We start from the raw sequence: 13,849 nt of genomic DNA on the forward strand, positions 1-13,849 counted from the left end.
CCGCGGCCGACGCGCGATCCCGGACGTCAGCGTCGACGGAGTCGGGCGAGTGCCGGTTCGGCGAAGCCGCGGAACTCGGGCGAGCGCAGCAGCCAGAGGCCGCCGAAGTACAGCGCCGACATCACGGCACCGATGACGACCATCGAGACGATGGCGCCGAACCTGCCGGACACGGCGAAACCGCCTTGGCTGGTTCCGCCGAGCACGACGAGCAGCAGGAGGCCCGCGGCGACCGGGAGGACGAGCGCGATGAGCGAGCGGACGATCGCCACCCCGATCCGTCGACCGTCGAGGGTGGTCAGCCGACGACGCAGCAGCAGTGTCGCGAGGATGAACTGCGCGATGACGGCGACGGTGGTCGCGAGCGCGACGCCGACGCCGATCCAGGGGAGCGGCAGGATGAGGCAGGTGAACGCGGCGATCGTGAACACGACCACTTGGAAGAGCGTGAAGAAGAAGGGCGTGCGGGTGTCGTTGAGCGCGTAGAACGTGCGCTGCACGACGAACAGCAGGCTGAACGGCACGAGTCCGAGGGCGAAGGCGATGAGGATGTTGCCGATCGCGGATGCCGCGGCCAGTCCGGTCTGGAACACCGCGCCGAACGGGTACGCGACGACCATGAGTCCTGCTGCCGCGAGCATGAGGATGACGAGGACGCCGCGAATCGCACTGGAGAGATCGGAGCGGACCTCACCGAGATCGTCGCGGGCGGCGTGCTCGCTCATGCGCGTGAAGTAGGCGGTCGCGATCGAGACCGTGATGACCGAGTGCGGCAGCATGAAGACGAGCCAGGCGGTGTCGACTGCTGCGACCGATGCGCCGTAGCCGGACGCGATGGACAACACGCGCGACTGCACGATGCCGGCGAAGGTCGTGAGCAGCAGCATGCCGAAGGTCCAGCCGGCGAGCTTGCCGGCCGCGCGCAGGCCAGCGCCCCGCCAGGCGAAGTCGGGCCGGAAGCGGAGGCCCACGCGACGCCAGAACCAGAACAGCACGAGCGCCTGCACGGCGATGCCGAGCGTCGCAGAGCCGGCGAGCAGCGCGACCATGCCGCTCGTCCAGTCCGCGACCTCGCGCTGGCCGTCGGGGTCGAAGCCGTAGATCAGGCCGAAGACGAGGAGGCCGGCGATGGCCACCACGTTGTTGAGCACCGGTACCCAGGTGAACGGGCCGAAGCTGCGGCGGGCGTTGAGCACCTCGCCGAGCAGCGTGTAGAGGCCGTAGAAGAAGATCTGCGGCATGCACCACCACGCGAAGGCGATGGCAAGCGGCAGCATCGTCTTGTTCGTGCCGGCGTAGAGCGTGGTGAGCAGCGGGGCCAGTGCCGTGGCGACGACCGTCGCACCGAGCAGGATCACCATCGCGAGGGTCAGCAGCTTGTTGATGTAGCCGCTGCCGCCGTCGGCGTGTGCCGAAGCACGGACGATCTGCGGAACGAGCACGGCGCTCAGGACGCCGCCCGCGACGATGACGTAGACGGTGTTCGGCAGCCCGTTCGCCACGGCGAACGCATCACCGCTGACGGAGCTGACGACACCGATGGTGCCCGCGAGCACGATCGCCTTGACGAACCCGAGGATGCGGGAGACGAGCGTTCCCGAGGCCAGGAACAGGCTCGCCTTGCCGATATGGTCGTCAGTCACGCTTCGGGTCCTCGTCGTCCTGGGTCTCGTCGGCGCGCTCTGCGGTGTCGACACCGGCTCGGGCGGTTTCGCGTTCTCCGGCATCGTCGCCGGCTTCGACCGCAGCCGCGGCATCCGCAATCTCCGCCGCGTCGGCGGCACCGCCGGCCTCCGCCGACTTCGCTACCCCGCTCTCCGCAATCGCACTGCTCGCCTCGGCCGCGCGCTGCTTGCGCCGGCGGCGGATGTTGCGCCAGATGCCGAACCCGAAGAAGAGCACGACGGCGGTGGCCAGGATGACGGCGCCGAGGCCCTCCCAGTCGGCCTGGACGTTGCCGCTGATGTAGACGGTACGGCCGATGGCGACCCCGGTCGGGGAGGCCAGCGAGATCGCGATGGTGACCTCGCCGCGGCCGACGCCGGCGGCGATCGGGACCTGCACCGTGCTGCGCGACTCGGCGGGGATCGTCTCGGTGACGCTGTCCTCGACCACCAGGCGACCGTTCGACGGGTCGGCCGACACGACGACCGTCACCGGGTACGGCAGCGCGTTGAGCACGGTGATCGGCAACGGCGACTCGCGGGCGAAGATGTTGACGCTCGACGACGGCACGACCGAGACGCCCGCGAGCGTCGCTCGGCGGTCGGCCAGCCACTGGGCGGCCGCCGCGTCCCAGGCAGCGGGGTCGGCGAGCCAGGCGACGTCGAACAGCGCGAGCAGGTCGCGGCGCACCGGGCCGGTGAGGAGGCGCGGATCGTCGAGCACGGTCGAGAACTGGCCCACCTCGGCCTCGAGGTCGAGCATGCGCTGAGCGGTCGTCGTGCGCTGCGGGTCCTCCGGTTCGTCGACCAGCGTGCGCGCCACCGGCGGAGCCCCGATCGCTCCGGCGAGGCCGGTCGGCTGCACCGACGCGTCGTTCGTCAGCTGCCCGAGCGTCGCGGCCACCCGCACGGAGTGCTCGCCCGCATCGCGGTCGAAGGTCGCGAGCAGGGCCGGCCCGCCCGCGGCCGGCGCGACGGCGAACTCGGCGAGCAGCTGCCCCGTCGCCGAGCGCCACGCCGTGTCACTTCCGGCAGCGGATGCCTCGCGCAACGGCGCGGTGATCCTCGCGTCGGCGACGAGTGCCGTCGAGCCGTCGATCGAGGCCGTCGCGGAGACGGCCGAGTCGGTGGGCGCGACGTTGCCGGGAGCGAGGATCGTCGTCGTGAGACCGGCGGCGTCGAGTCGGCCGAGGTCGCCGGTGGCGACGGTGTCGTCGGCCGGCCAGGCGAGATCGGTGCGGGTGTACGGCCACTCGAGCAGCGCCTCGGTCGATGGCACCTCGCCGGGCACCGCCGGCGTCTCGGTCGGCGTCGGCGTCGGGGTGTCGGCAGGGCCGTCGGTGGGCGTCGTCGTCGCGGGGAGGGTGGCCGGCACGGTCGCGTCGGCCGTGGGCGTCGGTTCGTCGATCGGCGCCTGTTCGCCTTCATCCGTGCCGGGCTCGGGTTCGATCGGCGTCGTGAACGACGACGGGTCGAGCACGTCGCTGAAACTCGTGGGCGCGAGCATCGTGGTCAGTCCGAGCTGCGCCTGCAGCGCGACATCCGCGTCGGCGTAGGCCAGGGGGAAGATCTCGTTCGTGACCGTGCCCAGCCGTGCGAGCCACGCGGTCGCCGACTCGGGAGCGGCGCTGCCGAGCGCACGGATCGACGCGATGATGCGCGGGTCGATGCCGATGGCGACGGGCCGGTCGGCGACGGCGTCGAGCTGCCGGCTGAGGAGGCCGAGCGGCGCCGTCCACTCCTCGAGGGTCGCGGCGTCGATCATGCCCGTCGTCTGCTCGGGGATGGTGAGCGGATACGCGAACGCGACCGTGGTCTTCGCGCCGGCGGTGCCCGTGGGCGTCGCGAACGCGTCGGCGCCGGTCGCGACGACCGTGCCGTCGACGACGAGCTCCGCGCCGAGCCCGATGACGGGCGCCGTGGGGTCACCGAGCGCGCTCGACGGGACCGTGAACGTGACCGTGGTCGATCCGCCGGCACTCGTCGCGCGGGACTCGGCCGTGCCGAGCTCGACGGCGGACGGCGGCGTGCCGTCGCCGACCCCGAACCAGGCGTCGAGTTCGTCGGCGTCGTCGATCGGCTCCTCGGCCCGGGTCAGCCGCAGCGTGCCGGCGGCGAGCTGCTCGGCGGTGGCGTTGTCGAGCTCGACCTGCACGGTGAGCGGACTGCGGGGGTCGATCGTCGTCGACGTCGCGGGCGCGAGGTGCAGCCTGACGCCCTCCGCCTCGGCGGACGCAACGGCTTCGGCCTGCGCACGTGCCTGCGCTGAGGCGGCGTCGCCGATCCCGGCCGACGAGGCTCCGCCGGAGAGGGCGAGCGCGCCGAGGGGGGCGGCGATCACCGCGATCACCGAGGCGGCGGCGACGCCGAGCACGACGCCCCGACGGTGGGTGAGCCGATCGCCGCGCGCGCGCGCAGGGGTCGAGTCGGCTGCCATGCAGGCGATTCTACGGGTCGGGGGCGGGGCATCCGCTCGGAACGGCGGCGCACGACGCCCGCTTAACATAGGGGGCATGCAGAGTGTCGCGACAGCCCTCGACCGTTTGGCCGAGTCGGCGGCCTCGCCGACCGTCGCACCGCTCGCGGCCGCCTTCGAGCGCGCCGGACGGGAACTCGCGCTCGTCGGCGGGCCAGTGCGCGACGCCTTCCTCGGGCGGTCCACGAACGACCTCGACTTCACGACGGATGCGACGCCCGACGAGATCCTCGCGATCGTCAAGCCGATCGCCGAGGCTCACTGGGACATCGGCCGCCAGTTCGGCACGATCGGCGCGAAGATCGCCGGCGAGACCGTCGAGATCACGACGTACCGGGCCGACTCGTACGACGGCGAGTCGCGCAAGCCCGAGGTCGTCTTCGGCGACTCGCTCGAGGGCGACCTCACCCGCCGCGACTTCACCGTCAACTCGCTCGCGCTGCGCCTGCCCCGGCTCGAGCTCGTCGACCCGTCGGGCGGCATCGAAGACCTCCTCGCCGGGGTGCTGCGCACGCCCTCCGCGCCCGAGCAGTCGTTCGGCGACGACCCGCTCCGCATGATGCGCGCCGCACGGTTCGCCGCCCAGCTCGGCTTCGACGTCGAGGAGGGCACGCTCTCGGCGATGTCGGCGCTCGCACCCGAGATCGACCGCATCTCGGCCGAGCGCGTTCGCGACGAGCTGTCGAAACTGCTGTCGACGAGGTCGCCGGCCCGAGGCATCCGCCTGCTCGTCGACACCGGGCTCGCCGATCGCGTGCTGCCAGAGGTGCCGGCGCTGCGCCTCGAACGCGACGAGCACCACCGCCACAAGGACGTCTACGAGCACAGCCTCACCGTGCTCGAGCAGGCCATCGACTACGAGATCTCGCGCGGCGTGCTCGAATCGCCCGACCTCGTCGTCCGCCTCGCCGCGCTGCTGCACGACATCGGCAAGCCCGCCACCCGCCGGTACGAGTCGGGCGGGGCGGTGAGCTTCCACCACCACGACGTCGTCGGCTCGAAGCTCGCGAAGAAGCGCCTGCGGGCGCTGCGGTTCGACAACGACACCGTTGCGGCGGTCGGGCGGCTCGTCGAGCTGCACCTGCGATTCTTCGGCTACGCGGATGCCTCGTGGTCGGACTCGGCCGTGCGCCGCTACGTGCGCGACGCGGGGTCGGACGAGCAGCTCGAGCGCCTGCACATCCTGTCGCGGGCCGATGTGACGACCCGCAATCGCCGCAAGGCCGACCAGCTCGCATTCGCGTACGACGACCTCGAGGAGCGCATCGCCCGGCTCGCCGAGGAGGAGGAGCTTGCCTCGGTACGGCCCGAACTCGACGGCCAGCAGATCATGGCCGCGCTCGGCATCCGGCCGGGCCCGGTGGTCGGCGAGGCGTACAAGTACCTGCTCGACGTGCGGCTCGACGAGGGTCCGATCGGCGAGGAGGCCGCGCGCGAGCGCCTGCTCGCCTGGTGGGCCGCGCGCGAGCAGTAGCGCGCGCCGGGCGCGCAGCGCGCGCCGCGCGGCGGCCACGCGCCGCGACGCGCCGCGCGGCGGCCACGCGGATGTGACCGTTCCGACCGAGCGTGGCGGCGAGATCGGCAACCTTCGGTGGGCCCGGCAACGCTCGCCGCGCACGTTCTCGTCGTCACTGGTCCTCCACACCGGATGCTTCGGCCAGACGGTGCACGGAGCGCGTTCAGTCGCGGGCGGAGGTGGCGATTCGTGCCAGCGTTGCGGCGTGGATTCAACGGACCGGCGCCGGGCAGAGCTCGTCACGACGCGGGCGCTCGCGCTCGAAGGACGCGCCCCGCGAGCCAGTTCGGGCGAGCTCACGCGCCTGCGCCGCGGTGTCTTCGTGAACTCGGAGACGTGGCGGTCGGCGGGACACGACGAGCGATACCTGATGAGGGTGAGCGCCGTGCTCGAGACGCGGCGAGTCGATGCGGTGCTCTGCAATGTGTCGGCCGGCGTCGTCTGGGGCCTGCCGATCGTCGGCCCGCACCACGGCGCCGTCCATCTCGTCGCGCCGGAGCGCTCCGGGGTCCGCAGCAAGAACGGCGTCACGTGGCACCACGAGCCGGTCGCCGACGAGGAGACCGTCGAGCACGACGGGTTCCTCGTGACGAGCTTCCGGCGAACCGTCGTGGACCTCGTACGGGCGCTCCCGTTCGCCGCGGCGGTCGCGGTCGTCGACGTGGCGCTCGGCGCGGCGACGATGCATCCGCATCATCCGGCGCTCGCGGGCGTCTCGCGCGAGCACCTGCTCGAGGCGATCGAGGCGATTCCCGGGCGGCGCGGGGTGCGCTCGGCGCGCATCGCCGTGGCGTTCGGCGACCCCAGGTCGGGCTCGCCCGGTGAATCGGTCAGTCGCGCGAACATGCATCTGCTCGGCTACCCGGCACCCGAGCTGCAGGTCGCATTCCCACGACCGGGAGGCGGTCGCGACATCGTCGACTTCGACTGGCCGGAGTTCGGGGTGTTCGGCGAATTCGACGGACGCGGCAAGTACGTTCGGCCCGAGTACCTGAAGGGGCGCACGACGGCCGAGGCGGTGCTGCTCGAGAAGGAGCGTGAGAACCGCGTGCGTCATCATCGCCCGTTCGGAGCCCGTTGGGACTGGACGGCGGCCGTACGGCCCCCACTGCTCGACGCCGAACTCCGCCGTGCGGGGCTGCGCCCGCTCCGCGAGCGGCGGTGACGGTGTTGCTCTTCCGCTCGCACCGCACGAGTGTGGCCTTTCCAGCCGAGAAGTACCCCCCTCGCGGCGACGCTCGGTCGAAACGGGAACATTCGCGGGTGCGGGTGCGGGTGCGGGTGCGGGTGCGGGCTCGAATGGCGCGAGCGCGAGGCATCCGTTACCATTGACAGGTTGCCCGTGTGCCGCATTGCGCGGCCTCCACGACGCGACGTATGCACAACCCTCCTGCTGCAGAGATCCTGTAGCCGCTGAGTCCGAAGGAGGTGGGTTAGTCATGCACCAGTACGAGCTGATGGTCATCCTCGATCCCGAGATCGACGAGCGCACCGTTGCTCCCAGCCTTGACAAGTTCCTCAACGTCATCCGTAACGATGGCGGCACCGTCGACAAGGTCGACATCTGGGGACGTCGTCGCCTGGCCTACGAGATCAACAAGAAGTCCGAGGGCATCTACGCCGTCGTCGACTTCACCGCCGAGTCGGCGACCACCAACGAGCTCGACCGCCAGCTGAACCTCAGCGAGGCCGTCATGCGCACGAAGGTGCTCCGCGCCGAAGAGGCGATCGCCCAGGTCGCCGCGTACGCCAAGGCGCAGGAGGCGAAGGCCGCCAAGAAGGCCGCCGCCGCTGCGAAGAAGGACGCCTAGTCCCCATGGCCGGCGAGACCATCATCACCGTGGTGGGCAACCTCACTGCAGATCCCGAGCTGCGCTACACGCAGAACGGTCTGGCGGTTGCCAACTTCACCATCGCCTCCACTCCTCGTACGTTCGACCGTCAGGCGAACGAGTGGAAGGACGGTGAAGCGCTGTTCCTGCGCGCGAGCTGCTGGCGTGAATTCGCCGAGCACGTCGCCGGATCGCTCACCAAGGGTTCTCGGGTCATCGCTTCCGGGCGTCTCAAGCAGCGTTCCTACGAGACGAAGGAAGGCGAGAAGCGCACCACCATCGAGCTGGAGGTCGACGAGATCGGCCCCTCGCTCCGGTACGCGACCGCCCAGGTCACTCGAGCGCAGTCGAACCGCGGTGCGGTCGGCGGCGGCGGCTCCTTCGGGGGCGGCCAGTCCGACGACGCGTGGGCTCCCAGCGCGCCCGCTTCCGCCCCTCAGGGCGGCGGCGGCGACGTGTGGAACACCCCCGGCACCAACTACGGCGACGAGACGCCCTTCTAACACTCACGCGGGTGAGTGAGGCGGCCGGGCCGCCCACCGACACCCGCAACATCTAGACAGGATCAGAAATGGCTGGAAAGAGCAGCGGCGACCGCCGCAAGCCTCGCGGCGGCAAGGGCGCGAAGAACGCCGCCCCCGCGAAGTCCATCAAGGTCGGCGTCATCGACTACAAGGATGTCGCCACCCTTCGCAAGTTCATCTCGGAGCGCGGCAAGATCCGTGCCCGTCGCATCACCGGCGTCTCCGTGCAGGAACAGCGCCTCATCGCCCGCGCCGTGAAGAACGCGCGCGAGATGGCCCTCCTGCCCTACTCGGGCTCCGGCCGCTAAGGAGCACGACAATGGCAAAGGTTATTCTCACGCACGAGGTCACCGGCCTCGGCACGGCCGGCGACGTCGTCGAGGTCAAGAACGGCTACGCGCGCAACTACCTGGTTCCCCAGGGCTTCGCCACGCCGTGGACCCGCGGTGGCGAGAAGCAGGTCGAGCAGATCAAGGCGGCGCGTGCCGCTCGCGAGCTGCACTCGCTCGAAGACGCTCAGGCCCTCAAGGCCAAGCTCGAAGAGGGCAAGGTCCGGCTGGCCGTCAAGGCCGGCCTCGGCGGCCGTCTCTTCGGCTCGGTCAAGACGTCGGACGTCGCGGCTGCGGTCGAGGCCGCCGGCCTCGGCACGGTCGACAAGCGCAAGATCCAGATCCCGTCGCCGATCAAGTCGGTCGGCGACCACGAGGCGACGGTTCGTCTGCACGACGAGCTCACCGCGACGATCACCCTCCAGGTGGTCGCCGCGAAGTAGCCTTCGCAACGATCGCGAGCGGCGGTCGGGAGCTTCGGCTCCCGGCCGCCGCTTCGTCGTTTTCGGGGATGCCTCGGGCGGGCGCGGCACGGCGTCGGCGTCCCCCGTGGCGGGGCGCTCGGAGACCGTCGGAAGGGTCGCGTTTTCTACACCCGTTCGATGGTCGGCCGCAACCCCGCATGCGGGTTTCCTGAGATGGTTGTACACAGGTGGAGAACCGTGTGTGAAGATCTCGAAAAGAAGTTCTCCCCCACAGGTGTGGAATTCTTGAATCCCTGATCAAGTCAGAATTCAACCCGTGTAATTCACAAGAATTCCACAGTTGTCCACAGGCTGAGTGCACATGTTGGTCGGCGTTTCGCCCAGATTCTCCCCAGAGTTATCCACAGGCTGGCTTGTGCTGTGGACGAGCCTTCCATATCGTGAAGCAGCGTCCCTCGATCAGATGGTTCTCTCGCGGTCGCCGAGTCCATGTCAGTGGTCACGGCGAGGCTGAAGAGCGGGCGCGGGTCGCTCGCCCGCCCGAGCCGAATCGGAGGTCACCAAGTTGTCGATCGCGCACATCGGGCTCGCCGAACCGGTCGACGACGAGGGAGCCCGACGGGGCGAACGCGTTCCGCCGCACGACCTGCTCGCCGAACAGAGCGCGCTCGGCGGCATGATGCTCTCGAAAGACGCGGTCGCCGACGTCATCGAGACGATCCGCGGCGTCGACTTCTACGTGCCCAAGCACGAGGTCATCTTCAACGCCCTGCTGACGCTCTATTCGCACGGCGAGCCGACCGACGTCATCGCCGTGACCGACGAGCTCACGAAGACGGGCGACCTGCAGCGCGCCGGCGGCGTCGAGTACCTGCACAGGCTCACGAGCCTCGTGCCGACCGCGGCGAACGCCGGCTTCTACGCCTCGATCGTCGCCGAACGCGCGCTGCTGCGCCGCCTCGTCGAGGCGGGCACCCGCATCGTGCAGATGGGCTACCAGGGCGAGGGCGAGGTCGTCGACCTCGTCAACAACGCGCAGGCCGAGATCTACTCGGTCACCGGTTCGGTCGAGACCGAAGACTACGTGCCCCTCTCCGACGCGATCGGTGTCGCGATCGACGAGATCGAGGCCGCGAAGCACACCGACGGCAAGATGGTCGGCGTGCCGACCGGCTTCGCCGATCTCGACGACCTGACCAACGGCTTCCACCCCGGGCAGATGATCATCGTCGCCGCCCGACCCGCGATGGGAAAGTCGACGCTCGCGCTCGACTTCGCTCGGGCTGCGGCGATCACGAACGACCTGCCTGCCGTGTTCTTCTCCCTCGAGATGGGCAAGAGCGAGATCGCGATGCGCCTGCTGTCGGCCGAGGCATCCGTGCCGCTGCAGAACATGCGCAAGGGCACCGTCGACTCGCGCGACTGGACCACCATCGCCTCGACCCGCGGTCGCATCAACGATGCCCCGCTCTACATCGACGACTCGCCGAACATGACGCTCGTCGAGATCCGCGCGAAGTGCCGCAGGCTCAAGCAGCGCGTCGGACTCAAGATGGTGGTCATCGACTACCTGCAGCTCATGACGAGCGGCAAGCGCGTCGAGAGCCGCCAGCAAGAGGTGTCGGAGTTCTCGCGTGCGCTGAAGCTGCTCGCGAAGGAGTTGCAGGTGCCAGTCATCGCGCTGTCGCAGCTGAACCGTGGCCCCGAGCAGCGCGCCGACAAGATGCCCGCGATCAGCGACCTGCGCGAGTCGGGTTCGATCGAGCAGGACGCCGACATGGTCATCCTGCTGCACCGCGAGGCCGCCTACGAGCGAGACAGCCCCCGTGCCGGCGAGGCCGACCTGATCGTGGCGAAGCACCGAAACGGTCCGACGCGCACGATCACGGTCGCCTTCCACGGGCACTTCTCGCGGTTCGCCGACATGGTGCAGGTGTAGCCGGGCCGTTTCGCCGGTGTAGGTTCCGCGGGAAGATGTCATTTTCCGCGAGTACTTGTCACCTACCTGTCATTAGTGACAACTACCGCGGATTCCGGCCCGTCCTAGGGTTCCACACGAAGATGGCATTTCTGCCACCTTCCGTGGGTCCCATAGATGAGTCGACCGTGCCTTTGCAGTAGACGCATCTGTGCGGGCGTTTTCACCAGTCAGGGTGAACGGGCCCTCATTCTCCAGGGGCTTGAACGGCGGTGTGGCGGGCTGGCTGCGGGGTGATCGCGTTGAGTGTGCCCGAGCGCACCCTCGCCGGCGCGTGGCGCGTGCCCCTGCCTATCACGCGATCCTGTCCTCGGCGGCTACTCCTGTATGGCTGCGGGCGCGGCTCGTTTGCGAGCTGAGGTGGCGAGGATCCAGCCGAGGAGGGCGCCGACGATGGCGTTGACGATGGTCCACATGATGGTGTCGGCGATCGCGGAGACAAGGTCCATGGTTTTGAAGATCGCGTACTGGGTGAACAGGAAGTACACCTCAGTGAGGAATGCGACGACGGCGGCTGCGGTCGCACCGCGTAGCGGTGTGTAGAACTTGCCCCAGGTGATGACGGTCGCCAGCAATACGCCGTGAGCGAGGTTGGCGATGATGATCGCGACGATGTTGATGCTGTCTCTGGAGATCAGCTCCGTGGTTTCGGGGGATAGCTCGCTGAAACCTTCGAGGAAGTCCTGGAAGAAGGTTCCGTAGATGAGCAGGGTAAGCCCGAACACTGCGACTGCGCCGACCACGGATGCGAGGAGGAACGTAGCGGTCTTGTGTTTCATGTTTCCAGTCCGATCTGTTCGATGTGGGTGAGGGCGGTCTGCGGTGTCGAGGGAAATCGGAGTCAGATCTGTTGCTGCGGGTGCGGATCGCTCGGGTTTCGGGTGGTGTCATGGAGGAGCTGGACTGCAACGAAAAGTCGTGATTATCCTTCGATTCTCAGACCGACGCCGCGTGCTCTTCTAGTGAGTTGATGCTGACATCACCTCCTCGGGACGTGATCGATTGCGGAGCTGGTGGGGTGCTCGGGGTTTGCCGAGCACCCCATAGCGGCTATTCGTAGCGAAGTGAGTCGACGGGGTCGGCTTTCGCGGCCCGTGCGGCGGGCAGAGTGCCAGCGAGGAACGCGATCGCCATGACCAGCAGGATGATTCCCACGATCGATGCCGGGTCGAACGCGATCAGCGTGAGCCCTGGCAGGTCGGCGAGTAGTGTCTGCGAGAGTACGGAGCTGAGCCCGGTGCCGGCTGCGATCGCGATGACCGCGCCGATCGCGGAGCCGAGGAAGCCGATGAAGGTAGCTTCGAGGCTGAACAGGCCGAAGACCTTGCCGCTGCCCATGCCCATGGCTTTCATGAGTCCGATCTCCCGGGTCCGTTCCTGAACGGACATGTAGAGGGTGTTCACGATCCCGAACGCCGCGGCCAGCAGTGCGATGATCGCGAACGCGTTGAGGACGAGCACGATCCCGTCGATGACGGTGGTGATTGTGCCGAGCTGGTCATCGATGGTCGTGCCGGTGAAGCCGGCGTCGGCGAGTCGCTCCTTGAGCGCTTCGATGTCGTCCGCGCTTGCGTCTGGGTCGAACCAGACGGTCGCGGATGAGTACCGGTCCGCTTCGTCTGCGGGGATGCCGGTGGACTGTGCGTCGAACAGGGTGTCGGTGAGCGCGGTGTTGATGAGGATGCTGGAGCCCGTCGGGGACGCGAGGGCCTCTTCCGTGACACCGACGACGGTCGCGTCGATGGTGTGCTGGGTGCGCACCGCGTCGGTGATCGCGATCGTCACGGTCTGTCCGATCGCGTCAGCGTCACTGTCGAATCCGAGCGGTTCCACGTACGCCTGCGGCAACGCGACTTCGTACTCCGTCGCGTCGTCATCGGGTGCGGAGCCATCCGCGAGGACGGTGGTCTGCCCGGCAACGAGGGCGCCGACGCTCGCGACGTACTGAGTGCCGTCATCGAATTGGATGAAGTCAGGGTTGATGTTCCGCTGCGCGTCGACGGAAAGGACCCCGTCGATGCCCTCGATGGTTTCGATGTCGTCGGGGGTGAGGGCGGTGACGGTCATCCCAGGGATGCCGGCGGAGACGGCGTCGGGGTCGTATTCGGCCGGTTCGCCGCCTCCGGCGAGGGGGTCGCCAGCGTTTTCGGTGGTCTTCGTGACAGTCATCGCGTCGGAGGCTCCGACTCCGGAGATGGTGTCGTCGATGTAGTTGTTGATACCTGTGCCAAGGCCGCTGGTGATAGCCAGGGTGAATGCGCCGATGAAGATCGACAAAATCGTCAGGATGGTGCGGGTCTTGGATCGGAACGTGTTGGAGACCGCGGAGCCGATCAGGTCGAGGGCCTTCATGCCGCTACCTCCGTAGTGTCGTCGATGAGGAGGCCGTCGCGGATGCGCAGCTGCCGGTCGCAGCGGGCGGCGAGGTCTTCGTCGTGGGTGACGACGATGAGGGTGATGCCGTGTTCCCGGTTCAGCTCGAAGAGGATGTCTTCGACGACGGCTCCGGTCTTGGAGTCGAGGTTGCCGGTGGGTTCGTCGGCGAAGATGATCCGGGGGTTGTTCACCAGGGCGCGGGCGATCACGACGCGTTGCTTCTGCCCGCCCGATAGGTTGATGGCCTTGTTCTTGGCCTTGTCGGCGAGTTCCAATTGCTCGAGCGCTGCCATGCCGCGGCGCTTGCGTTCTGCCGCACCGACGCCGGCGATCTTCAGCGGCAGTGTGACGTTGTCGAGCACTGATGCGTTGGGGATGAGGAAGAACTGCTGGAACACGAACCCGAAGGTCTTGTTGCGGGTGCGGTTGAGCCGGCGGCCCTTCAAAGTACGGGTGTCGACGTTCTCGAGCTTGATGCGACCGCTGGACGGGGCGTCGAGGAGGGCCATGATGTGCATCAAGGTGGATTTCCCGGAGCCGGATTTGCCGAGGATCGCGATGGATTCACCTTCGGAGATGGCGAAGCTCACCCCCTTGAGGGCGTCGAAACGGGTTTGGCCGCGCCCGTACGACTTGTGCACGTCGTCGGCGAGGATGATCGGGATACTCATGAATCGCTCCTGTGATGCCCCGCGGGGCCGTCGGATGGTCTGGGTATCTCCAGCCTTC

The 13,849-nt window shown here is 68.5% G+C and carries 12 protein-coding genes; 7 read left to right on the forward strand and 5 right to left on the reverse strand.

Features of this window, described 5'->3' with window-relative positions; genetic code table 11:
* Positions 1–26: 26 nt before the first annotated feature.
* On the reverse strand, positions 27–1,643 hold the full coding sequence (gene murJ / locus PX701_RS17260; protein WP_275506988.1) for a murein biosynthesis integral membrane protein MurJ: 1,617 nt from the start codon (positions 1,641–1,643) through the stop codon (positions 27–29).
* The gene (locus tag PX701_RS17265) at positions 1,636–4,101 is read right to left on the reverse strand and encodes a DUF6049 family protein (RefSeq protein ID WP_275506989.1); all 2,466 of its coding nucleotides are present in this window, start codon (positions 4,099–4,101) and stop codon (positions 1,636–1,638) included. Before PX701_RS17265 ends, murJ begins: the two co-directional genes overlap by 8 nt.
* A gap of 76 nt (positions 4,102–4,177) precedes the next feature.
* Between PX701_RS17265 and PX701_RS17270 the strand changes: the two genes are divergently transcribed.
* The 7 genes from PX701_RS17270 to dnaB all read left to right on the forward strand — a co-directional run bounded on the left by PX701_RS17270 (position 4,178) and on the right by dnaB (position 10,705).
* Entirely contained in the window at positions 4,178–5,614 is a 1,437-nt protein-coding gene (locus PX701_RS17270) for a CCA tRNA nucleotidyltransferase (protein WP_275506990.1), read from the forward strand.
* A 247-nt stretch (positions 5,615–5,861) separates the two neighbouring features.
* Positions 5,862–6,821, forward strand: coding sequence for a hypothetical protein (locus PX701_RS17275; RefSeq protein WP_275506991.1), 960 nt, complete (start codon positions 5,862–5,864; stop codon positions 6,819–6,821).
* A 274-nt stretch (positions 6,822–7,095) separates the two neighbouring features.
* Positions 7,096–7,467, forward strand: coding sequence for a 30S ribosomal protein S6 (gene rpsF / locus PX701_RS17280; RefSeq protein ID WP_275506992.1), 372 nt, complete (start codon positions 7,096–7,098; stop codon positions 7,465–7,467).
* A gap of 5 nt (positions 7,468–7,472) precedes the next feature.
* The gene (locus tag PX701_RS17285) at positions 7,473–7,991 is read left to right on the forward strand and encodes a single-stranded DNA-binding protein (protein WP_231429259.1); all 519 of its coding nucleotides are present in this window, start codon (positions 7,473–7,475) and stop codon (positions 7,989–7,991) included.
* A 68-nt stretch (positions 7,992–8,059) separates the two neighbouring features.
* Positions 8,060–8,320 carry a 30S ribosomal protein S18 gene (gene rpsR, locus PX701_RS17290; protein WP_231429260.1) on the forward strand — a complete coding sequence of 87 codons (261 nt, stop codon included), beginning with the start codon at positions 8,060–8,062 and terminating at the stop codon, positions 8,318–8,320.
* Positions 8,321–8,331: 11 nt separating this feature from the next.
* Positions 8,332–8,784 (forward strand): 50S ribosomal protein L9, encoded by a 453-nt coding sequence (gene rplI / locus PX701_RS17295; protein ID WP_231429261.1) that lies wholly within the window; start codon positions 8,332–8,334, stop codon positions 8,782–8,784.
* Positions 8,785–9,331: 547 nt separating this feature from the next.
* On the forward strand, positions 9,332–10,705 hold the full coding sequence (gene dnaB / locus PX701_RS17300) for a replicative DNA helicase (RefSeq protein WP_275506993.1): 1,374 nt from the start codon (positions 9,332–9,334) through the stop codon (positions 10,703–10,705).
* A 356-nt stretch (positions 10,706–11,061) separates the two neighbouring features.
* On the opposite strand, the gene PX701_RS17305 is transcribed toward dnaB, so the two are convergent.
* The 3 genes from PX701_RS17305 to PX701_RS17315 form a co-directional block, all read right to left on the reverse strand.
* Complete coding sequence (locus tag PX701_RS17305) at positions 11,062–11,523, reverse strand: hypothetical protein (RefSeq protein WP_231429263.1); 462 nt, start codon at positions 11,521–11,523, stop codon at positions 11,062–11,064.
* Between the two features lie 271 nt (positions 11,524–11,794).
* Positions 11,795–13,096, reverse strand: a complete 1,302-nt coding sequence (locus PX701_RS17310; protein WP_231429264.1) for an ABC transporter permease — start codon at positions 13,094–13,096, stop codon at positions 11,795–11,797.
* Positions 13,093–13,791 (reverse strand): ABC transporter ATP-binding protein, encoded by a 699-nt coding sequence (locus PX701_RS17315; protein ID WP_231429265.1) that lies wholly within the window; start codon positions 13,789–13,791, stop codon positions 13,093–13,095. The genes PX701_RS17310 and PX701_RS17315 overlap by 4 nt, the downstream gene beginning before the upstream one ends.
* Between the last annotated feature and the right edge of the window lie 58 nt (positions 13,792–13,849).

The organism is Agromyces chromiiresistens (assembly GCF_029167465.1).
Lineage (GTDB): Bacteria > Actinomycetota > Actinomycetes > Actinomycetales > Microbacteriaceae > Agromyces > Agromyces chromiiresistens.

Coding starts and splice junctions, on each gene's coding strand:
- PX701_RS17265 (WP_275506989.1), bottom strand. CDS start 4,101: ATGGCAGCCGACTCGACCCCTGCGCGCGCGCGCGGCGATCGGCTCACC.
- PX701_RS17270 (WP_275506990.1), top strand. CDS start 4,178: ATGCAGAGTGTCGCGACAGCCCTCGACCGTTTGGCCGAGTCGGCGGCC.
- rpsF (WP_275506992.1), top strand. CDS start 7,096: ATGCACCAGTACGAGCTGATGGTCATCCTCGATCCCGAGATCGACGAG.
- PX701_RS17285 (WP_231429259.1), top strand. CDS start 7,473: ATGGCCGGCGAGACCATCATCACCGTGGTGGGCAACCTCACTGCAGAT.
- rpsR (WP_231429260.1), top strand. CDS start 8,060: ATGGCTGGAAAGAGCAGCGGCGACCGCCGCAAGCCTCGCGGCGGCAAG.
- rplI (WP_231429261.1), top strand. CDS start 8,332: ATGGCAAAGGTTATTCTCACGCACGAGGTCACCGGCCTCGGCACGGCC.
- PX701_RS17305 (WP_231429263.1), bottom strand. CDS start 11,523: ATGAAACACAAGACCGCTACGTTCCTCCTCGCATCCGTGGTCGGCGCA.
- PX701_RS17310 (WP_231429264.1), bottom strand. CDS start 13,096: ATGAAGGCCCTCGACCTGATCGGCTCCGCGGTCTCCAACACGTTCCGA.
- PX701_RS17315 (WP_231429265.1), bottom strand. CDS start 13,791: ATGAGTATCCCGATCATCCTCGCCGACGACGTGCACAAGTCGTACGGG.